Annotated in this window: 25 protein-coding genes; 10 read left to right on the top strand and 15 right to left on the bottom strand. The window is 64.2% G+C overall.

Annotated elements, in window-relative coordinates; genetic code table 11:
- Positions 1–876 (bottom strand): fused MFS/spermidine synthase, encoded by an 876-nt coding sequence (locus tag PYR64_RS21305; RefSeq protein ID WP_275777536.1) that lies wholly within the window; start codon positions 874–876, stop codon positions 1–3.
- A gap of 118 nt (positions 877–994) precedes the next feature.
- Between PYR64_RS21305 and PYR64_RS21300 the strand changes: the two genes are divergently transcribed.
- Positions 995–1147 (top strand): hypothetical protein, encoded by a 153-nt coding sequence (locus PYR64_RS21300; protein ID WP_018778877.1) that lies wholly within the window; start codon positions 995–997, stop codon positions 1145–1147.
- Between the two features lie 7 nt (positions 1148–1154).
- On the opposite strand, the gene PYR64_RS21295 is transcribed toward PYR64_RS21300, so the two are convergent.
- Genes PYR64_RS21295 through PYR64_RS21285 form a run of 3 tightly spaced genes read right to left on the bottom strand, consistent with a single transcriptional unit; the run spans position 1155 to position 2697 of the window.
- Positions 1155–1652, bottom strand: coding sequence for a GNAT family N-acetyltransferase (locus PYR64_RS21295; protein ID WP_275777534.1), 498 nt, complete (start codon positions 1650–1652; stop codon positions 1155–1157).
- A complete protein-coding gene (locus PYR64_RS21290; protein WP_275777532.1) occupies positions 1653–2324 on the bottom strand; it encodes an O-methyltransferase in 672 nt (223 codons plus the stop codon).
- Between the two features lie 40 nt (positions 2325–2364).
- Positions 2365–2697 carry a thiamine-binding protein gene (locus tag PYR64_RS21285; RefSeq protein WP_055977396.1) on the bottom strand — a complete coding sequence of 111 codons (333 nt, stop codon included), beginning with the start codon at positions 2695–2697 and terminating at the stop codon, positions 2365–2367.
- A 91-nt stretch (positions 2698–2788) separates the two neighbouring features.
- Between PYR64_RS21285 and PYR64_RS21280 the strand changes: the two genes are divergently transcribed.
- Positions 2789–3418: a TetR/AcrR family transcriptional regulator gene (locus PYR64_RS21280; RefSeq protein ID WP_018778881.1), complete on the top strand. Its 630-nt coding sequence runs from the start codon at positions 2789–2791 to the stop codon at positions 3416–3418.
- A 95-nt stretch (positions 3419–3513) separates the two neighbouring features.
- The gene (locus PYR64_RS21275) at positions 3514–4053 is read left to right on the top strand and encodes a DUF5684 domain-containing protein (protein ID WP_193590739.1); all 540 of its coding nucleotides are present in this window, start codon (positions 3514–3516) and stop codon (positions 4051–4053) included.
- Here PYR64_RS21275 and PYR64_RS21270 read toward each other — a convergent pair.
- Genes PYR64_RS21270 through PYR64_RS21255 form a run of 4 tightly spaced genes read right to left on the bottom strand, consistent with a single transcriptional unit; the run spans position 4050 to position 6517 of the window.
- Positions 4050–4361 carry an AzlD domain-containing protein gene (locus PYR64_RS21270; RefSeq protein ID WP_275777529.1) on the bottom strand — a complete coding sequence of 104 codons (312 nt, stop codon included), beginning with the start codon at positions 4359–4361 and terminating at the stop codon, positions 4050–4052. The genes PYR64_RS21275 and PYR64_RS21270 overlap by 4 nt on opposite strands.
- Positions 4361–5146: an AzlC family ABC transporter permease gene (locus PYR64_RS21265; protein ID WP_275780028.1), complete on the bottom strand. Its 786-nt coding sequence runs from the start codon at positions 5144–5146 to the stop codon at positions 4361–4363. Before PYR64_RS21265 ends, PYR64_RS21270 begins: the two co-directional genes overlap by 1 nt.
- Entirely contained in the window at positions 5143–5577 is a 435-nt protein-coding gene (locus PYR64_RS21260) for a hypothetical protein (protein ID WP_018778885.1), read from the bottom strand. Before PYR64_RS21260 ends, PYR64_RS21265 begins: the two co-directional genes overlap by 4 nt.
- A gap of 52 nt (positions 5578–5629) precedes the next feature.
- Positions 5630–6517 carry a glycerophosphodiester phosphodiesterase family protein gene (locus PYR64_RS21255; RefSeq protein WP_275777527.1) on the bottom strand — a complete coding sequence of 296 codons (888 nt, stop codon included), beginning with the start codon at positions 6515–6517 and terminating at the stop codon, positions 5630–5632.
- A gap of 50 nt (positions 6518–6567) precedes the next feature.
- Here PYR64_RS21255 and PYR64_RS21250 point away from each other — a divergent pair, with 50 nt between their 5' ends.
- Together PYR64_RS21250 and PYR64_RS21245 are read left to right on the top strand one after the other, a co-directional pair.
- Positions 6568–7923, top strand: a complete 1356-nt coding sequence (locus PYR64_RS21250; protein ID WP_275777525.1) for a DUF445 domain-containing protein — start codon at positions 6568–6570, stop codon at positions 7921–7923.
- Between the two features lie 62 nt (positions 7924–7985).
- The gene (locus PYR64_RS21245; protein WP_018778888.1) at positions 7986–8423 is read left to right on the top strand and encodes a VOC family protein; all 438 of its coding nucleotides are present in this window, start codon (positions 7986–7988) and stop codon (positions 8421–8423) included.
- A 46-nt stretch (positions 8424–8469) separates the two neighbouring features.
- Here the strand turns inward: PYR64_RS21245 and PYR64_RS21240 are convergent, their stop codons facing one another.
- The 3 genes from PYR64_RS21240 to PYR64_RS21230 are packed head-to-tail and all read right to left on the bottom strand — an operon-like array spanning position 8470 to position 10852.
- Positions 8470–9243, bottom strand: a complete 774-nt coding sequence (locus tag PYR64_RS21240; RefSeq protein ID WP_275777523.1) for a biotin-dependent carboxyltransferase family protein — start codon at positions 9241–9243, stop codon at positions 8470–8472.
- Between the two features lie 39 nt (positions 9244–9282).
- Complete coding sequence (locus tag PYR64_RS21235; protein ID WP_275777521.1) at positions 9283–10032, bottom strand: 5-oxoprolinase subunit PxpA; 750 nt, start codon at positions 10030–10032, stop codon at positions 9283–9285.
- Positions 10016–10852, bottom strand: coding sequence for a hypothetical protein (locus PYR64_RS21230; protein WP_055977383.1), 837 nt, complete (start codon positions 10850–10852; stop codon positions 10016–10018). The genes PYR64_RS21235 and PYR64_RS21230 overlap by 17 nt, the downstream gene beginning before the upstream one ends.
- A 196-nt stretch (positions 10853–11048) precedes the next feature.
- Here PYR64_RS21230 and PYR64_RS21225 point away from each other — a divergent pair, with 196 nt between their 5' ends.
- The gene (locus PYR64_RS21225; protein WP_018778892.1) at positions 11049–11213 is read left to right on the top strand and encodes a hypothetical protein; all 165 of its coding nucleotides are present in this window, start codon (positions 11049–11051) and stop codon (positions 11211–11213) included.
- Between the two features lie 70 nt (positions 11214–11283).
- Entirely contained in the window at positions 11284–12588 is a 1305-nt protein-coding gene (locus PYR64_RS21220; RefSeq protein WP_275777518.1) for an MFS transporter, read from the top strand.
- Between the two features lie 27 nt (positions 12589–12615).
- Here PYR64_RS21220 and PYR64_RS21215 read toward each other — a convergent pair whose 3' ends face one another.
- Complete coding sequence (locus PYR64_RS21215; RefSeq protein WP_275777516.1) at positions 12616–13602, bottom strand: LacI family DNA-binding transcriptional regulator; 987 nt, start codon at positions 13600–13602, stop codon at positions 12616–12618.
- Between the two features lie 467 nt (positions 13603–14069).
- On the opposite strand from PYR64_RS21215, the gene PYR64_RS21210 reads away from it, so the two are divergent.
- Positions 14070–15209, top strand: coding sequence for a Gfo/Idh/MocA family oxidoreductase (locus tag PYR64_RS21210; protein WP_275777514.1), 1140 nt, complete (start codon positions 14070–14072; stop codon positions 15207–15209).
- Positions 15206–16000: a TIM barrel protein gene (locus PYR64_RS21205; RefSeq protein WP_275777512.1), complete on the top strand. Its 795-nt coding sequence runs from the start codon at positions 15206–15208 to the stop codon at positions 15998–16000. The genes PYR64_RS21210 and PYR64_RS21205 overlap by 4 nt, the downstream gene beginning before the upstream one ends.
- 82 nt (positions 16001–16082) lie before the next feature.
- On the opposite strand, the gene PYR64_RS21200 is transcribed toward PYR64_RS21205, so the two are convergent.
- Both PYR64_RS21200 and PYR64_RS21195 read right to left on the bottom strand, forming a co-directional pair.
- A complete protein-coding gene (locus PYR64_RS21200; protein ID WP_275777510.1) occupies positions 16083–17078 on the bottom strand; it encodes a Gfo/Idh/MocA family oxidoreductase in 996 nt (331 codons plus the stop codon).
- A gap of 1 nt (position 17079) precedes the next feature.
- On the bottom strand, positions 17080–18264 hold the full coding sequence (locus tag PYR64_RS21195; protein ID WP_064723579.1) for a Gfo/Idh/MocA family oxidoreductase: 1185 nt from the start codon (positions 18262–18264) through the stop codon (positions 17080–17082).
- Positions 18265–18385: 121 nt separating this feature from the next.
- Here PYR64_RS21195 and PYR64_RS21190 point away from each other — a divergent pair, with 121 nt between their 5' ends.
- Complete coding sequence (locus tag PYR64_RS21190) at positions 18386–19405, top strand: LacI family DNA-binding transcriptional regulator (protein WP_039239346.1); 1020 nt, start codon at positions 18386–18388, stop codon at positions 19403–19405.
- On the opposite strand, the gene PYR64_RS21185 is transcribed toward PYR64_RS21190, so the two are convergent.
- A complete protein-coding gene (locus PYR64_RS21185) occupies positions 19406–20263 on the bottom strand; it encodes an EamA family transporter (protein ID WP_275777506.1) in 858 nt (285 codons plus the stop codon). It lies immediately after the preceding gene.
- Between the last annotated feature and the right edge of the window lie 18 nt (positions 20264–20281).

Below are 20281 nucleotides of genomic sequence, written 5' to 3'. Positions count from 1 at the left end.
TCACTCGGCAGGAGGATCGTGCCGCACCGGGGTTCCGGCTGCGAAGGCCCGAACCTTGGCATCGTCCCAGATGTGGGCCGGCACGCCGCCGCCCAGCAACCTGCGCGCCAGGGTGGGGTCATCGCCGAAAGGAACGTGGCTGCCGGCCATGATCATGTTGCCGTACCGGCGCCCTTTGAGCATGGCCGGATCAGCAATGATCATGGTGTGCTCGAAGGTGTCGGCGATAGTAGCGGCGTCTGCCCGGGCATTCTTCAGGTCCGGCGCATCCCCTGAGTTGACCACATACAGTCCGTCAGCGGCGAGTACAGCATCGGCATGGGCCGTGAACTCCCGAGTGGTCAGGGCACGTGGCGTGAAGGCTCCCGCGAAAACATCGCGGATGATGAGGTCGCGGGTATCCGGAGTGAGGGACTCTGTGACTTCCCGGGCTTCTCCCACGCGGATCCTCAGCAACGGCGCCTTGGGCAGATCGAACCAGCCACGGACGTAGTCGGCCAGCTTGCCGTCAAGCTCCACAACCACCTGCCGCGCTTCGGGGTACGCCGAGTGGAAGTACCGCGCCATGGAGCACGCCCCACCGCCCAGATGGAGTGCACGCAGCTTGGGCTTGTACTCCATGGGCCATCGGGATTCCACCAGGGCCGCAATCCACCGCATGTACTCGAAGTCCAGGAGCAGGGGGTCCGCGAGGTCGATATGGGAGCTCATGACGCCGTTGATTTTCAGCAGCCAGCCGTTGGAGTTGTCCTGGTCCTGCAGCAATTCGCAGTCGCCGGTATCGATGTAATAGACGCCTGCCACCGGGCCGTCAGGACGGGTGCCGGAAGGCACCTCGACGACTCCCGCCGTCGACCTTTTTCCGCGTTTCGCCACTATTGCCGCCCTGCCTGATCCATGGTTCCAGCCTAGTGGAGTGCAGTGTTACCCGATTCAGTCACATCAGTAGTAAGGATACTTACAATTTGGCTCCGCTGAGCCATATGATCGCTACATGGAACTTGGAGCATCGGTATGGGCGGAGGTACTGACGGCAGCAGTGGCGTGGCTGACGGTGGTCTGCCTCCTGCTCGCGCGGGTGCCCAAACCGCCGGGCCTGCTCGACTCGCCGCTGGACATGGACCAGCCCGAGGAGAGCGAGCGCTGACTCAGGATCAGACGCCGGGGCGTACCATCCGATGCTCCGGGAGCGAGTACCACGATGGGTCGCACAACTGGCGCTTGCCGTCAGGGACGAACCCGTTGCGGCGGTAGAAAGCCTGGGCCCGCGGATTGTCGTCCAGGACCCACAAATAAGCCGGAGCGTCCCCGATCAAGGCGTCCACCAGCGCCTGTCCAACTCCCCTCCCGTGGATCCGTTCCAAGGTGTAAAGCATGAACAATTCCGTATCACACAGGCGGTCCTCGTCGTTGCCCTGACCAGCTGCTCCGAGCCCCACCAGGTCGCCATCGGGACCGAAAGCCAGCATCCTTGCATGGCCCGCGGCGATTGACTCCCTGTACTTGTCGATGCGTTGGGGCAATCCTGCTTCCTGTTTGGCAAAGAACTCATCGGGCAGGAGCCGTCCATAGCTCTCGCGCCATGACTGGAGGTGCATCACGGCCATGGCGCGGGCATCGTCCACCGTTGCAGGGCGAAGCGTGAAGTCCACCTACCGCACCCGTGCGATCGCGAAGCCGTCCCAGCCCTTGCTCCCTACCGTCTGGATGGCCGTGGCATCCAGACGCGGATCCTGCCCCAACATTTCCAGCGCCTTTACGATTCCGGGCGCATTCGTCTCGTCCCGCCCGGGCTCCAGGATGGCACCGTCCCAGATCACGTTGTCCATCACGATCACCGTGCCGGGGTGACCCAGCCGGATGGCCCAGTCGAGGTAAGTGGCGTCGTTTTCCTTGTCCGCATCAATGAACACAAAGTCGAACGCCTCCTGGCCTGCAAGCGTCGGAAGCGTATCCAGGGCCGCACCCACCCGGATGTCCACCTTGTGGCCAACGCCGGCAGCATCCAGGTTGGCGCGCGCAACATCGGCGTGCTTCCGGAGGTATTCACACGTAACGATCCTGCCGTCATCAGGCAGTCCCTGGGCCATCCACATACTGCTGAACCCAGCCAGCGTTCCGATCTCCAGCACGCGCCTGGCCCCCGACATCTGCACCAGCATCCTCAGCAGCTTGCCAGCGTTTGGCGCTACCTCGATGGCAGGCATCCCGGCCTCCATGGCGGAAGCCACCGCGCGCTGGTGGGCAGGTTCGGGATGCACGACGACGTCCGTCAGGTACCGTTCGACGTCCACCCAGCCGGGCTCGGTCACGTGTTCAATCATGGCCCCCAGTCTGGCACTGACCGCCCGCCGGGGAAAGCATCTACTCCGAAGCGGAGATGGCGTCTTCCAGGCGCTCCACCTTGCCGGTCAGCTCGCCGCTGTAACCAGGGCGGATGTCCGCCTTGATGACCAGCGAGACGCGGCTGCCATAGCGCCCGACCGCCTCGGTGGCCCGTTTGACGACGTCGAAAACTTCGTCCCATTCGCCTTCGATGGTGGTGAACATGGAGTCCGTCTGGTTGGGCAACCCGGACTCGCGGACGATCTTCACTGCGGCAGCAACGGCGTCGTGCACGGAGGCGTCAGGGGTGGGTCCACCATTGGCGGCGGAAGCGGGCTGGCCCGAAGGGGCAACTGAGAATGCAAGCAACATGAATCCAGTGTTTCATGTGCCGGTTTGTCATATAACAACCTACTCCCGCGTAACAACAGGCCTGAACGCCTGCGTTGCTACCCTGACAAGCATGGAACAGCCCTCTGAACGCAAGCCCCTCAGGGCAGACGCCGCACGCAACGTAGACAAGATCATTACCGCCGCCCGGCAGTGCTTCCGTGAATTCGGCCCTGACGTGCCCCTGCAGACCATTGCCGCCACCGCTGGAGTTGGCCCCGCAACGTTGTTCCGCAACTTCTCCGACAAAGAGCAATTGGTCCTCGCCGCACTGTCGCGTCAATTGCGCCAGCACGTGGACCCCGTGGCCGCTGCGGCAGCGGACGGCATGGACGCCGCCGAAGGCCTCATCAACGTCATCGACGCCGTGATGCGGGTTGCCAGCGAAGATGCCAATCTGCTTGACGCCGTCGCCGGCCGCCGTGGGCTCCTCATGGGCATCACCGGTGGGCTCATCGGGTCCATGGCCACACTCTTGGAACGCGGCCAGGGCCAAGGATCACTGCGTAAGGACATCACTATCGAAGACATGGTCAGGCTGGTGGCCATGTTGATCGGGGCAGTGGACACCATGGAACCGGGATCCGAAGCCTGGAAGCGTCCTGTGGCCCTGATCGAGGACGCTATCCGGACAGAACGCCCCTCGCGTCCCCTGCCGGAACAGTCGGGCATCCCCGGAGTGACGCTCACCGAAGGCGCCTGAAGCCCCTCCGCAGCTTCCAAGGCCCGGCCCGATCCTTGGCCCATGGTGAGTCCTGCCCATCGCGGAGCCGAAGACGTGCCCGTATCGTCTACCGTATGAATATTCCCCTGAGCTCATACTCTTCCAGCGGAGCAGGATCCGCTGCCACGGCCGGCCTCGCCCTGCTGTTCATGCTGATCTACTTCGCCGTGATCTTCGCGATCGTTGGTGTGCTCTACATGGGAATCTTCACCAAGTCCGGCCGACCGGCCTGGGCCGCCTTCGTCCCTGTCTACAACGGGATCAAACTGCTCGAGATCGCCGGGCGCCCCTGGTACTGGTACTTGCTGTTCCTCATCCCGTTCGCCGGGATCTACTTCAGCATCGTGGCCCTGAACGACCTCGCCAAGAGCTTCGGGAAAGACGCCGGCTACACGGTGGGGCTTGTCCTGCTTCCGGTGGTCTTCGTGCCCATGCTTTCGTACGGCTCCGCTCAATACCTCGGACCGGCAGCCGGCCGGCAGTTCATGGCGTACCCGCCGGCATATCCCCCGGTTTACGGCCAGCAGCAGGGCTACGGCCAAGTACCGGGTTACGGACAGCCGCCTGTCCAGGGTCATCCCGGACAACACCCAACGGACCAGCAGTACCGCTAGCCCCAGCCCAGCAGCCGCAGCAATGCAGCGGCTGCTGCGCCCGAAATGACAACAACCAGGAACGGCGCACGAAGCAGTAGTGCGACGGCGGCAGCCACCAGGGCGCCGATCCGCGCGTCGAGAACCAGGCCCTGGCCGGACGCCACAGCGTTCACCACCGCGAGGGAGGCGAGCAGCCCGATGGTCATGGTTCCGGCCACGTGCATGATGCGGGGGTTGTCCAACAGCTTGGCGGGCACAAAGTAGCCCACCAGTTTGGTGAGATAAGCCAAGGCGCAGGCGATGAGGATCCACAGCCAGAGGTTCATTACGCACCCCCATTTCCGTGATGATCTTTGCTGTGCTGATTCTTATCTCGCCGGCGAGTCTCCGCGTAGGGATCCAGATCCGGCTCAAGCCCTTCGTTCATACGCGAGTGGCTGAACCAGCCGATCATGCCTGCCACCACGGCCGCAACGAGAATCGGGACGCCGGAAGGCACGAAGGGCACGGCCAGCACTGTAGCCAAGGCGCACGCTGCGGCAATCGCCCAGGGTTGGCGCCCTTTGAGCCGGGGCCACAGCAGCGCCAGGAAGGCCGCAACGGCAGCACCATCCAAACCCCACTGCTTCGGGTCGCCCATGGCATCGCCTGCCAACGCTCCAACCGCCGTGAAGATATTCCACAAGATGAATATGCCAATACCCGCAGTCCAGAACCCGCGGGCTTGTTCGCCGGGATCGGACTGGCCGGAAGCTGTGGCAGTCGATTCGTCAATGGTGATGTGGGCGGAGACGTAACGCTTCCAGCCCCCTGGACGCAGCATGGCGTTGATCTGCATTCCGTAGATTCCGTTGCGCAACCCCAGCAGGGCGCTGGCAGTCATCGCGGCAACACCTGAGCCTCCACCCGCCACCACGCCGATGAACGCAAACTGGGATCCACCGCTGAACAGCAGAAGGCTCAAGACCATGGTTTGCCAGAAATCAAAACCTGATGCCACGGAGAGGGCCCCGAAAGATACGCCATACAAGCCCGTCGCAATGCTCAGGGAAAGCGCGATCTTGAAGGCCGGTGACTCCTTCAGCTTCGCGGGAGCGGAACCGCCACTCATTTCCGGAGACTCCACGACCAAAGGATGAGGGGAAGTTGCAGCGGCAGGCGGAGTGTGTGGATACGGCGCTCTTTCTTCGTGCCAGTCGGACCGTAGGCGCGACGCAAGGCATCAATATGTCCTGCAAGGAATGCAGTGAACATGGCGGTAGTCGCGTCAGCAGCAACCTTGCGCGTGGCAGGGACCAGCAGTCCGACGGCGACTGCGGCCTCCAGCAGGCCGGAAGACGCAATCCACTCCTCGCGGGACATAACTGCCAAGGGACCGTTCGGGCGGCTCCCCGGCTCATCCTTGCGGCACAAGTAATCCGGCACCACAGGCTTGTAGAACGAAGGCGTGCGGAAGTGCTTCACAGCGCTGGTCAGGAGCAGGGCGCTCAGGGCGACTGCGGAAGTGGTACGGGTTGCTTGGGCTGACCAGCGAAAAGGCATGAGACCACTCAATCACAAGCGGAGTGGCCCCCAAAGCCAGAGCTACGCCGGTCTAGTTGGACACCATCAACTGGGCGAGTACCTGCGCCGGCTTGTTGGTGGTGATCTCCTGGATGCCGAGGCCTTGGCACAGGGCAACATCCTTTTCGGAGTCCACAGTCCACACCCTGAACGTGCGCCCGGCTTCCAACCAGCGCTGAACGTTCCGTGCGTGCTCGCGCACATAGTCGATCCCCGGACCGGCGATGCCCACCTGTCCTTCGTCCAGGACACGTTCGGCATCCTCCTGGGCTGCTTTCATGACATTGGCCACGGCACCGCCGGTAAGGAAGCCCAGCCCGAGTTCCTGCCGTATTTCCTGCACTGTGAAGTCATCCACCAACTGGCAAATGTGGCGCCCTGGAACCGATTGGAGCAACCGCTGCACGGAGTCGGAGTCAAAGCTCATGAACGAGATCTGTATATTCTCCAGCCGTGATTCTTCGGCGGACCAGCCTTCCTGCTCCAGGACTGCGATGACCCGCTCCTCAAGCTTGAGCCCGTAAGGACTGGGATGCTTGAGTTCGATTGCCAGACCAATTTCCCTGCCCGCGCCCCGGAGGATGTCCAGCAGTTCCGGCAGGGTAAGGAACTGGTCTGCCACTCCCCCATAGGCGTCCGGAATGCGCGCGCCTTTCCATGAAGAGAAGTCCAAGGACCTGAGCTCCTCCAGGGTGTGTTCCGAGACAGGTCCCGTGCCTGTGGAGGTGCGGTCGAGGTTGGCGTCATGCAGGAGGACCACGTGTTGGTCACGGGTCAGGTGGACGTCGCACTCCACACCGTCGGCGCCGTCGGCGATGGCCTTCAAGTACGCCGCACGGGTGTGCTCGGCGAACGCGGCACTGGCACCCCGGTGGGCGTAGACCTTCGGGCGGAACGGGGCGAAGTCGTCGCTAGTCATGCAGACACGGTAGCCCACACCGCCGTCCCAACGGGGGCTACGCTGGGCTAATGCAGGTGAACTCTGAGCGAATCCCAACTGAAGACGTCACCACCCCGGCCCCACTGCCCACGCAGCCAGGTTCGACGACGACGCGCGGACGTACCGCCGTCGTCGATCTTTCCGCTGGTGAAAGGGAAAAGGCAGCCGCGCTGCTGCGGATGAAGCGCTTGGCGCTGGCCCTCCTCATTGCCATGGCAGTGATTTTCACGGTCGCTTTCGCGTTCCAGAAGCAATATCCGTGGCTGGAATATGTGCGTGCTGCGGCCGAAGGCGGCATGGTGGGTGCTTTGGCGGACTGGTTTGCCGTGACCGCGCTCTTCAAGTACCCAATGGGCCTGCGGATTCCGCACACGGCCATCATTCCGCGGCGCAAGGACCAGATCGGCGAATCGCTCAGTGAGTTCGTGGAGAGCAACTTCCTTTCACAGGAGGTTGTGCAGGAGAAACTGGCGAGCATCGATATCGCCCGTAAAGCCGGGCACTGGTTGTCCGCTCCCGGCGGCGCCGAACGCGTGGCCAAAGAGGGCGGCGCGGTGATCCGCGGCGCGTTTACGGTCCTTAACGACGACGACGTGCAGGCGGTCATCGAAGGAATGGTCCGCAAGCACCTCCTCACTCCCCCGTGGGGGCCGCCCGTGGGCCGGATGGCGGAAAGGATCTTCGCTGATGGACACCACCACACGCTGGTGGACCTGCTGGTTGACCGCGCCGCAGACTGGGTTGATGCCAACCATTCAACTGTGAACCGGCTGGTGTCGGACCGCTCGCCCCTGTGGGTGCCGACCTTCGTTGACGGGCTGGTGGGAGACCGCGTGCACGTGGAACTTTCCAAGTTTGTCCGCGCAGTCCAGGCCGACCAGAATCACCAGGTCCGCCAGTCGATCGACGCGTACCTCACCGACCTTGCCCAGGATCTCCAGCATGATCCGGCAATGATAGAACGGGCGGAGAGCATCAAGGCACAGATCCTGGGTGACCCCGAGGTCCGCGAACTTGCCTCCCGCACGTGGGGGACGGTCAAGACGGCACTGCTCAACGCCGTCGACGATCCCGACAGCGAACTGAGCCAGCGCTTCAAGAGCGCCGTCCGCGACTTCGGTACGCGCCTGGTCAACGACGACGAACTGGCGGGCAAGGTCAACACGTGGATCGGCGACGCCGCCGGCTACCTGGTGAACACGTACCGCTCAGACATAGCAGGCGTCATTTCGGACACCGTGGCGCGGTGGGATGCCGAGGAAACCTCGCAGAAGATCGAACTCCAAGTGGGCAAGGACCTTCAGTACATCCGCATCAATGGAACCGTTGTGGGCGCGCTGGCAGGCCTGGCGATCTTCACCGTGGCCCATCTGCTCTTCGGCTAAAGACCCTTCGGGGTGAGTGGCCGGCTCTGGAGCTATCCAGCGTGCCTTGGTACGTTCAACGCATGCCTATCAAACTTGAAAACGTCGGGATTGCCGTCCGGGATCTTGAAGCAACAATCGCGTTCTTCACCGACCTTGGCCTCACAGTGTTGGGCCGCGACACAGTCAGCGGCGAATGGGCCGACACCGCCGTGGGGCTCGACGGCAACCACGCCAAGATCGCGGTACTCCAAACCCCCGACGGCCATGGCCAGTTGGAGCTTTTCGAATACCTCCACCCGGATGCGATCGAAACGAGCCCGACCCTTCCCAACGAGATCGGCATGCACCGGGTCGCCTTCTCCGTTGACGACATCGATGCCTCCCTCGAAATCGCGGCCAAGCACGGATGCACCCCTTTACGCGGTGTTGCCAACTACCAGGACATCTACAAATTGACGTACCTCCGTGGGCCCAGCGGCATCCTCGTCATGCTGGCCCAGCAAGTGAAGAAGGACTGACGCTCGGGCACGTTGTTGGGTGTCTCGTCACCGGGGCCCCGATCCGCTAACCCAGCAGATGCACCATCTGCCCCGGTCTGGCCTGCCCGATCAAGTCGAGGTCGTCATCGCGCACCACCGCGATCACCGGCGACTTGGCCGTGGCCGGACGGTCGGCGAGGGCGATGACGGGAAGGCCCGACGCCGGCAACACCACCGAGCCTGCCGTCAACGGTTGGGCCTCGGGTGCCGGAGCCGAAGCCACCTCGAGTGGCCGGCCCGCCAGCCGCGCACCGACCCGGTCCGACTCAGGCGAGAGAATCCACGGTTCCGTGGTCAGGCGATGCCACAACCCGGCGTCGTAGTTGGGGACGCGGGGTCCGCGGCTGATCCGGGCGACCACCGGCCGTTCCGGATCCAAAGCGCGGCGGGCTGTCTGGTGGATGTGTGGGAAACCATGTCCCTGTGCCTTGCCAAATGACAGTGCGGCGCCGGCTTGGAGTGCCCCGCGGCCCGTGAATCCGCCCTGCACGGCAACGTAGTACCGGATTCCGAACTTGGCCGGACCGAAGGACAGCACTGCTCCGGGAGCCACCCGGACGGGCTTGTTCAGCGGCAGCTCTTCGCCGTTGAGGGTCACGACGCCCTCGGCGCCAGTCACTGCAACGGCGGAGCCTGTCACGAAGCGGAGTTTGAGCCCACCCACCAGCACCTCCAGACCGGGCGCTGTGGCTGCATTACCCAACAAGGCGTTGGCAAGGTTCATGGACGCGCGGTCCAGGACGTGCTCCGGCTCAAGCACCAGGCTTGAGGACCCGGGATCCACCACTACTGCGCCCATGCAACCTCCCAACCCATGAATTCTGCCGTCCAACCAGAATCAGGCGAACGCCTCAATGCCCACGCCGGCGCTTTCAAGGCCCTCGCGAACCGCGGTCGCCATCGTTACCGCTCCCGGCGTATCGCCGTGGATGCACAGCGAATCCGCTTGGACAGGCACAACCGAGCCGTCAATGGCCACTACTTCCCGACGTGTTGCCAGCCGCACGGCCTGTGCCACGACTGCAGCGGTGTCGTGCAACACGGCGCCTTCCTGCGTGCGGGGAACCAGCGTTCCGTCCGGCAAGTACGCCCGGTCCACGAACGCTTCGCGGAAGACAGGGTGTCCCGCTTCCTCGGCCAAGGTGATCCAGGCCGAGTCCGGCAGGCCCAATACGGGAAGCCCGGGATCGTAGGCGTGGACGGCCGCGACCACGGCCTCGGCCTGCTCGGCGTCCCGGACGATTCTGTTGTACAGGGCGCCATGCGGCTTCACGTAGTCCACCGAGGCTCCTACCGCGTGGGCCATGCCGTCCAGGGCTCCCAGCTGGTACAGCACATCGCCGAACAGTTCGTCGAAGGTCATGTCCAGGGAACGCCGGCCGAACCCTGCCAGGTCCCGGTATCCGACGTGCGCTCCTACCCGAACATCGAGTTCAAACGCCGCACGGCAGCTGTCCAGCATGGTGAGGGGGTCGCCGGCATGGAATCCGCAAGCGACATTCGCGCTGCTCACGATGCGGAACATCGAGGCGTCGTCGCCCGTGGTCCAGGAGCCGAAAGACTCCCCCAGATCAGCGTTCAGATCCACTATTGCCGCCTTCCAGTATCGGGTTCTCCGCAGGGGTCGATTTCCCGGCAATGTTTTTGGGTGCGTTGGGAAGCAGTTCACCTGGAATGGTGTCCGGCAAGGGGCCAAATGCTTCCTTGGCAGTTGACACCACGGCCCGCCCCATCATCATGTTTCCGGCACCGCCCACCACTGCGCCAATGCCAAACGGCAGTGCGCGGCCAAGGAACGCAGACCCTTGCCGCTTTATCAGGTTCTTGAGGAACGCCCGCTGGATGGCGTCCCGGACGACTCCAAAGCCGCTGCCCGGGATCTTCTTGGTCAGGGTTTTCCCCCAGGCATTTGTGACGCCCATTCCCCGTCCCAGTGAATGCCCGCTGAGCGCGCCGAGCATGGACGTGCCTTCTTCACCCAACATGATGGCCATGACCATGGTCTGGGCCCGGACAGGGTCAGTGAGCCGGATGCCATGGAGTTCTGCCAAGGACGACGCGTACAGCGCGGTGGTTTCCAGGAAACCCACGGTCGCCAGGGCTGAGAGTCCCAGCGATGCTGCAGTTCCAATCCCAGGCACGACGGCGGTGGCGCCCACCGCTGCACCGCCACCTGAAATGGCGAACAGGTAGTGGCGCTCGAGTTTGGCGGCAAGCTGCGCCGGGGAATCGTTGGGGTGCCTTCGCTGAAGCCTGCGAAGGTTCGCCAGGACCAGGGGACGCTGGACCTCCACTGCCTTCAGGAGCACGTTGTGCACTCCTGGCTTGGTGTTGCCTTCGGCATCGAAGACTGCGTTGTGTGCTGTCTCCTGGGCGATTTTCACCGCCGGGTTGGGTCGCTTGGGCATGTTCACCTCTCCTTGGCAGCTCTGATTGTTCAGGGAACTGATGGTTTCAGCCTATGCCACACTCCAATGTCGCATGGGCCGTTTTGTGCCGTTTGTGGATACTATTCCGCGCAGAGCGGACCCCGTTTTCAGCCTTCCGCGGCGTAGACTGAGTTCACTCACGGAAGCAGTCCAAGAAGGACAGGGAGAATCCGTCATGACCGCCCCGGACAAGAACGAGCACCTCGACCGGCACCACACCGACGCCCCGGCAGAGGGTGAAACCGAAGGCTGGGTTCCGCACGACACCGGCCTGCACAGCCAAGAGCCGGCGGAGGGTCCGGACATCGACGACGACGTCCCGCCGTCGGGCGCTTCTTGACCTGACGTCTCCCCACGCCGGCGGCTGGACCGCCTTACGCAGCGTCCCGACACAGGTTTAGGCTGGTGAAATGGCCGCCCTGAGAGCGCTGCGCCCCTTTGCACACCGGGAATTCCGGGTGTTGATCTCTGCTTTGTCGATTTCCATTTTCGGATCCGGCATGTGGGCCGTGGCGATGGTCTACGAGGTCATCCATCTGGGAGGCGGCCCGCTGGAATTGTCGTTGGTGGCCACTGCCGCCAGCATCGGACTGGTGGGATTTGTGCTGGCAGGTGGTATCGCCGCCGACCGCTTTCCCCAGCGGCTGCTCATCATCGGCGTGGAGGGGGCCAATCTGGCTGTGATCGCCACGGTGACGTTGCTGGCGATGCTCAATGTCCTGCAGCTCTGGCATCTGGCCCTCGGTGCGTTCGTCCTGGGCGTGGGGCAGGCCTTTTTCTTTCCGGCATATTCGGCGATCCTTCCACGCATCCTGCCGGCAGAGGACCTCCTCGCGGCCAACGGGATGGAAGGCACCGTCCGGCCGATCCTTCAGCAAGCGGCCGGTCCGGCGATTGCGGGCATCCTGGTGGCGGCATTTTCCCCGGCGCACGCCGTTGCCGGGGTTGCTGCATGCCATTTCCTGGCCTTCGGGATCCTGAACTTCCTCAACAGACGAACTTTGGGCGGCCCCGATGCCGGCGTGGCGTTCTCCGACGCGTCGGCTGGGAGGTCCTTCCTGGGGGACCTCCGAGAAGGGTTCAGCTACACCGTCCGCACCCCCTGGCTGCTGTGGACACTGCTGTGGGCGTGCCTGTCCGTCTTGTTCCTGATCGGGCCGATTGAGGTCCTGCTGCCCTTCGTCGTCCGGGACCAGCTCGGTGGCGATTCAAGGATGTTTGGTTTCCTGCTGGCGGTCATGGGCGTGGGGAGTGCCGTCGCCGCGCTGGCCACCGCTTCTTTCCCCCTCCCCCGCCGCTACCTGACAGTGATGGTAGTGACGTGGGGCCTCGGAAGCCTGCCCGTCGCAGCCATTGGTTTCATGGACAGCGTGTGGCTGCTCGGAGGTGCCATGCTGATCTTCGGAGTCACCGAGGGCATGGGAACGGTCATCTGGGGCACACTCCTGCAGCGAAGGGTCCCACGGCATTTACTGGGCCGGATTTCGAGCCTGGACTTCTTTGTCTCCCTGGCCCTGATGCCTGTGTCCATGGCCCTCGCCGGTCCCGTGGCCGAGGTGGTTCCCATCTGGCTGATCTTCCTGGTGGCCGGACTGGTGTGCCCGTTCATGGCGTTCGTGGCCGTCTTCGCAGCGCGCATGATGACTGACGAGATCGACAATCCCTTGACGCCGGCCGTTTCCGAATCCGCGGACTCGCAGTCCGACTCCGTTTAGCGTGGTAGCCCGGTCCTGCCGCAGGCCTTACCCAGGCACGGGTCCCGTGGTGCGGCGCGCCACCAGGTGCGGTGTCCGCACCAGGTGGGTGGCCGGCGTCGTCCCCTCCAAACGGTCGACGGCGCGGTCCACTGCGGCCTGCGCAAGGAGCGGTGCGTCCTGGCTGACGGAGGACAGCTGGACGTAGCTGAGGCGTGCAAATTGACTGTCGTCGTAGCCAAGGACGGACACGTCTTCCGGCACGCGAAGGCCAGCAGCCCTGAAGCTCTCCCAGACGCCCAGGGCGCAGCGGTCGTTGAAAGCCACGACGGCGGTGGGCAGCTCCTCCTGCAGCTTCCGTCCGGCGCGCAAACCGTCTTCTTCGGTGGGGCCACCCGGTACTACGCGGCCGTCCAGTCCGCGGCGCTCCATTTCTTCCCGGAAGGCCGCCCTGCGCTGCGGACCGGAGATGGCCTCACCGCCGTCAACGTGGGCTATGCTGCGGTGGCCCAGCGAGGTCAAGTGCTCGATCGCGAGGTGCATGCCGGCCCGGTCGTCGCTGCTCACGGAGTCCACGGAGTCCCCAACGTCGTCCCGGAGCAGGCTGACTACAGGCACCCGGACCGCGTATTCGGCCAACTGCTGTTCTTCGAGGGTCGGGGAAATCATGATCAGGGCTTCGCATCCGAGATCCAGCAGCGAGTCCGCCGCACGTTCTTCGGACCGTCCGTTGGCCACCGCACTGAGCGCGATATCGTAGCCCCGCAGTGTGGCTCCGGCGTAGGCGGCATCAACTATTTCGGCGTGAAAAGCATGGGCAGTGGAGAAACTGACCCCAAGGAGCCTCGTGCGGCTGCTTCGGAGGAGGCGGGCACGACTGTCCGGCCTGTAGCCAAGTGCCCTGGCAGCTTCCTGCACTTTTGCCCGGGTGGCGTCCGATGCGCCTGGAACATCCCGCATGACGATGGAAACGAGGGCGCGTGAAACACCTGCTGCTTCCGCTACGTCCATCAACGTAGGCCGTTTGCCCGTCATGGCGCTCCTTTGTTCGGGAGCCAGTCTATAGAACGATCCAACCGCCGGGCTTCGAACGAGTCGTGCGGTCGGTCGCGACTCAGACGACCGACCGCACTAGCCCGTTCATGCAACGATGGCGCCCCGGGCGGGCCCCAGAACCCGCCACACCCATCGCTGCCTACTGTGCCGATGACACGCGACGCAGCCGAAAAGGGCAACGGCGCGAAACGCGGTCAATGACATGGGCACTGGATATGTAGTCCGAGTCCCTCAAACATGACGCGGAGTTCCGAAGATTATTTCCGGGAAGAGGTTTTTTGTTTGAAGTCCGGGACCCCTTAGACCTCTTTTTGGGCATCTCTCCGAATCCGACGCCATCTTTACGGCCTCCCAAGAAACCCACTAGAACGATCTAGACACGCACTCACACTGCATGCAACCATGGGAGCGACTAGAACGATCTAGAAACCTGAAGAGGAGCCCCAGTGACGTATCTCCAGCACCCGGTCCAGGCAGAGCAGCCTGTCCGCATCGCCGTCATCGGCGCTGGCTGGATCGGCAAATTCCACGCCGAGACCATAGCCCGCCGCATTCCGAATGCACGACTGGAATCAATCGCCGACCCCGTCCTGCCCGCCGTCGAAGAACTCGCAAACAAGCTTGGCGTGGCCAAAATCAGTACGGACGCCGCCGATGTGCTGGCCGACCCGGACGTTGATGCTGTCCTCATCGCCTCTCCCATGCGTTTCCACGCCGGGCTGATCACAGCCGCAGCGTCAGCCGGCAAGGATGTTTTCTGCGAAAAGCCCGGCGGGCGGACCATCGATGAACTCGACGCCGCCATCGATGCCGCGGCGAGCGCCGGCGTCGTTCTCCGGTTTGGCTTCAACCGCCGTTACTCCAGCGATTTCGCAGCCGCCCGCAAGCTGGTGGACGACGGCGCCGTAGGCACACCGCAGCTGCTGCGCTCCCTTACCCGGGACCCCGGAACCGAAGCCGGAATCAGCAACCCGGAGCGCATTGCTCCAGGCACGATCTTCCTGGAAACCCTCATCCACGACTTCGACACCCTCAACTGGCTCAACCCCGGGGCCGTCCCGGTCAAAGTCCACGCGGTCGCTGATGCCCTGGTAGCGCCCGAGGCGAGGTCGGGCGGCCTGCTGGACACCGCCGTCGTGACCGTCACGTACAGCAATGGCGCCATCGCTGTGGCCGAAGCGAACTTCAATGCGCTCTACGGCTACGATGTCCGCGGCGAAGTGTTCGGCTCCGCAGGCATGGTCACCGCCGGAACACCGCAGGCCACCAACGCCACCAGCTACACCGCCGCAGGCATCGTCACGGCGACTTCGCACCTGAACATCCACCTCTTCCACGACGCCTACACCGCCGAGCTCGCGGCCTTCGCGGACGACGTCGCTGCACGCCGCGGATACCCGGAGCAACGCACGACGGCGGCCGTCCCGCCGGCCCCCGTGGCAGCTCCGGGTGGGGTAGACGCACGGAACGCGTTGGCCGTAGCACTGGCTGCCTTCAGGTCCGCGGAAACAGGCTTGCCCGTGGAGATTTCGGACATCGCGGAACTGCAGGCCGCAGAGCCCGCCCCGGCCGGGGTCCCCGCATGAGCTTCCGCCTGGCCGTCTGCGCGGAAATGGTCTACGGCGAACTGCCCCTGATTGACCGGGTTCGTCGGATCCACGAGCAAGGCTTCGAGGTAGAGCTATGGGACACCCGAGGCCGGGACATTCCGGCTTTGGCCGCCACCGGGGCATCGTTCTCCTCCATGAGCGGATACTTCGGGGGCAGCGTCATCGACGCCGCCAATGCCCACGAGGTCCTTGCGTCGGCAGAAAAGCTGGTTCCCACTGCGCTGGAACTGGGCGTGGAGCGCATGGTGGTCCATCCTGCCGAACTCGGCGAGGGAGGAAGGGCCGTGCGGCCCACCCACCGCTCAAGGGGCGACATGTGGCTGACAGGGCTCCGGACTCTGGAAAAACTTGGCGAACTGGGCGAAAAACACGGCATCACGTTCGCCTTGGAGAACCTCAACACGATCCTGGACCACCCGGGCATTCCGCTGGCAAGGGCCAAGGACACCCTGGCCCTGGTGCAGGCCGTCAATCATCCCAACGTGAAGATGATGCTGGATCTGTATCACGCGCAAATCGGCGAGGGGAACCTGATCGAGCTCGTCCGTGCGGCGCAGCCATTCACCGGCGAGATCCAGGTAGCCGACGTGCCCGGGCGCTTCGAACCCGGAACCGGCGAGATCAACTATCCGGCGATCGCGAAGGCCCTCAACGAGGCCGGCTATACGGGTGTGGTCGGCATGGAAGCCGGTGCGATCGGTGGCCAGGGAATAGAGGCGGGCGATGCCGCCCTGGCCGCCTTCCGTGCCGCGTTCTCTCCCAACTGAGTCCCAGCAGCGCGCGTTATGGGCGCAGGAACCGCCCGCCCACAACGCGCGCTGCTGCTTGCACCGTTGCTACCCGTCCGGGTCAGTACTTGACTGGCTCCATGCGGCCGGAGCGCAAGGAGAGCACAGCAGCCTCGGCGATGGCTTGGGCCTTCAGCCCGTCTTCCAGCGACGGCGCGGGAGCCACGCCGCTTTCCAGCGCGGAAACGAACGCCGAAAGGGCCGAGGCATACGTCGGTTGCACGCGTTCGAACCAGCCGGGGTGCAGCCCGTCGTCCACCACTGACGTGCCGGAGTAGCGGGACACTGCCCCGTTCCGGTGTCGTCTGGCTTCCACCATTCCCTCGGAACCCATGACCTCGATGCGTTCGTCGTACCCGTAACCGGTGCGGCGCACACTGTCGATCTGGACCAACGCCCCTCCGGGGAGCCGCAGCGTGACGGCGGAGGTGTCGACGTCGTCGTGATCCGCCACGCCGGGTTCCGCCAACGCTGATCCAGTGGCGAAAACCTCCACCGGATCCACGTTGGAAAGCCAGCGGGCCAAGTCGAAGAAGTGGACAGTCTGGTCGCGCATCTGGCCGCCGGAGACGGCGACGTAGGACAACGGGGGCATGGATGGGCCACGGGAGGTGAGTTGGATCAGTTCCACCGTGCCGATCCCGCCGGAATCGACCACACGTTTGAGTTCGGCGTAGTCGCGGTCGAACCGGCGGTTGAAATCCACCATCACGGGGACGCCGCATTCCTGCACGAATGTGGCGGTTTCGCGGGCGCGGTCCAGGTCCAGGTCGATCGGCTTCTCGCACAGGGCTGCAATTCCGACGGCGGCCGCGCGCTGCAAGTGCCCGGCGTGTGTATCGGTGGAGGAGGCGATGAAGACAGCGTCGATCAGGGATGGGTCGAACACCTCCTCCAACACCCCGGCGGCGGCAGCACCGTGGGCCGCGGCGAGGGTTTGCGCGCGCCGCTGGTCGACGTCGTAAACGAGCCGGAACTCGACCCCGGGATGTGCGGCGAGGTTTGCCGCGTGGACGGCGCCGATGAAACCGGCACCAATGAGTGCGAAGCGGATCATGTCAGGCTGCTGCTTTCTGGTGTGCTGATGCGGGGATTATCCATGCGGAATCGTCGTGGTGCGAGGCTGCGACTGCTTCCACGAACTGGACGCCGATCAATCCATCGATCCCGGTAGGGAAAGACAGCCCGCGTTCCGGGAGCGGCGTGGAGTCGCGGCGTGCGCGGAGGACCTCGGCGAGGTCGGAATAAAAGTTTGCGAAGGCCCCAAGGAAGCCCTCCGGATGGCCGAGGCCGACGCGGGTGAGCCGGGACGCGTCGTCGTGCAGGGTGCTGAGCCCCTGTGTGAGGACGGCAGTGGCTCCTGCCGGATCCTGGACCTTGAGGTAATGAGGGTCTTCATGCTGCCACTCCAGGCTGCCCTTTTCCCCGTAGACGCGGATGCGGAGTCCATGGTTGTGGCCAGTGGCGGCCATGCTTGCCCAGACGCGGGCCGGGACATCGCCAGTCAGTTCGAGTTCCACGGTGGCGTTGTCGAAGACCCGGCGCCCTGGCACCAACGTCTGCAGCCGGCCGGAGAGACGCTGGGCTTCCAGTCCCGTGATGTAGCGCAACAGGTGGAAGGCGTGCGTGCCGAGGTCGCCCACGACGCTCGGGAAGCCCGCAATGTCCGGATTGGTGCGCCACGAAGCCTGCTTGTGGCCCTCGTTTTCCAGCGGGGTGGCCGCCCACCCGGAAGCATGTTCGACGTCGACAAAGCGTATGGCGCCCAGCTCCCCGTTGCGGACCATGCGGGCAGCCTGGCGAACCATGGCGTAGGCGGAATAGCAGTGAGGCACCGCAAGGATGGCGTCATTGGCGGCGGCGATGCGTACGAGTTCCGCGGCGGAAACCGAGTCCTGCGTGAGCGGCTTCTCGCAGACCACAGAAATGCCGCTGCTGAGGAACGTGCGGGCGATCTCGAAGTGGCTGTCGTTGGGCGTCGCCACCACCACGACGTCCACACCGTCTTCGCGAACGGCCTCGGCCTCAGCCATTTCGCGGACGTCCCCATAATTGCGGTCCGCCGGCACACCGAGCGCGGCACCGATGGCACGGGAACTGCTCGGATCCCGCCCGAAGATTCCGGCCTGGAGGTCGTAATGGCCGTCAAGCCTCATGGCGAAGCGGTGGGTCTTGCCGATGTCGGCGCCTTTGCCGCCTCCGACCATGCCGGCTATCAGTTGCCGGGTATGTGGTTCACTCATGAAAAATCCTCAAGGACTCTCTTTGGAATTTACTTGGACCGGTCCATAATGGCGGTGGGGAGGCGAAGGCGTCAAGCCCTCTAAGCTTGGATGGGATCTGCCGGAGTGAAAGGAGACATGCGTGACTGACGCGTCCAGCCTGCCCGGAAGCAAGCCCACCATCCGCGATGTCGCCAGCGCCGCGGGCGTCTCGAAATCCTTGGTCTCCCTGGTCCTGCAGGGCTCTGCCAACGTCAGCGACGGTCGCCGTCGCGCGGTCCTCGAAGCGATGGAACAGCTCGGTTACCGGCCCAACCGGCTGGCCCAACGCCTTTCCGGACCGCGCAGTGGCACCATCGGGGTGATGCTTAATGACATCCGGAACCCATGGTTTGTGGAACTGCTGGAAGGGCTCACCGCGTCACTGCACGCGGCCGGCATCTCACCGGTCCTGGCTGACTCCTACACCGACAACCGCGTGGGCCGCAGTTCCGTGGAAACCCTGCTGGAGCAGCGGATCGACGGCCTGGTAGTGGTAGGAACCACCACGGAATCGGCTGCGATCGAAAACGCCTCACGAAACATCCCTGTGGTCCTGGCCGGGACGCGCGAACCGGAACTTCCCGGCGTTGACATCGTGGTCAATGACGACGACGCCGGCGCGCGGCAAGCGACCGGGCACCTGCTCTCGCTGGGGCACCAGCGCATTGCGCATCTCCAGGGCCCGGGTGAAGTCGGCAAGTTGCGACGGTTATCGTTCGAACGGACCATGCTCGACGCCGGGTTGGAACCTTTGGTGGTAACTGGCGGGGTGAGCGAGGAGAGTGCCTATGCTGCCGCGAGCCGTCTCCTGGCCGGACCCCAACGGCCGACCGCGATCTTCGCCTACAACGACATCGCATGCATCGGGGCACTCTCCGCGGCCGACGACCTTGGACTGTCCGTGCCCGAGGATCTCTCGCTGGTTGGCTACGACAACACCTACCTCGCGAGGATCCGGCATCTGTCGCTGACCTCCGTGGACAACGGCAATCTCGCCGTGGGGGTGGAAGCCGGGAAGTTCATCCTTGAGCGGCTCACAGCCCCGGAACTTCCTGCCCGCCTGCACCAGGTTCCGTCGCAGCTGCAGGTGCGGGGGTCCTCTGGGGATGCCCCGTCGTAGCTACCGTTTCACTCGGTCTAGCAACAGCACTCCTGCGTTGGCTCCGACGATCAGGACGATTCCCGCCCACTGAGCTGGTGCAAGTTCCTGACGCAGAATGAGGGCTCCGATGACGGCCGCGAAAACGGGGTTGATGCTCATCAGCACGCCGAACAGATTCGCCGGAACCCTCCGCAGCGCGATCAGATCCGCCACATATGGCAGCACTGAAGCCATGATGCCGGCACCCACGGCACAGAGCACCGCAAAGCCATCGATGGGTTGGGTCAGGAAAACTACGACGGCAACCGGCAGGAAGAGGGTCGCCGACACCCCCGTGGCGGCCGCTGTGCCCTGGATTCCTTGGATTCGTTGGCCCACTATCCGGTTCAGGAGGATGTACGCAGCCCAACTGCATGCGGCAATTAGTCCAAGGCTGATGCCGGGAAGATCTGTGGACGCCTCCGGACCGGTGATCGCCACAACGCCCACTGCGGCGGCGAGCGCGCACAGGGCACTTCCCTTCCCTCGGGAACCCGCAAGGGCCACGGCCAGCGGGCCCAGGAACTCCAGCGTCACTGCCAGCCCCAGGCCAATGCGCTGAATGGATGCATAGAGCCCGAGGTTCATGGTCCCAAACGACACGGCCAGGAGAAGCACCGGCCACCATTGGTGCCAGCTCAACTCGCGCAGCCTCGGCCGCACGACCGGAAGCAGGACAGCCGCGGCCACAAGTTGTCGAACAGCAACGACGCCCACAGGTCCCATGGCAGGAAAAGCGAGCGAACCGCTGGCGGCCCCCAGTTGGTTGGAGAGCGCACTGGCGACAAGGGTTGCGGCTCCCCCGGCCTTGCCCGCTGCGGCGTTGGTCTGTTCCATGAGGAGATTCTGCACGCC

It is taken from the genome of Paenarthrobacter sp. Y-19 (assembly GCF_029223985.1).
GTDB lineage: Bacteria > Actinomycetota > Actinomycetes > Actinomycetales > Micrococcaceae > Arthrobacter > Arthrobacter nicotinovorans.
This window is presented reverse-complemented; position numbering and strand designations above follow the sequence as displayed.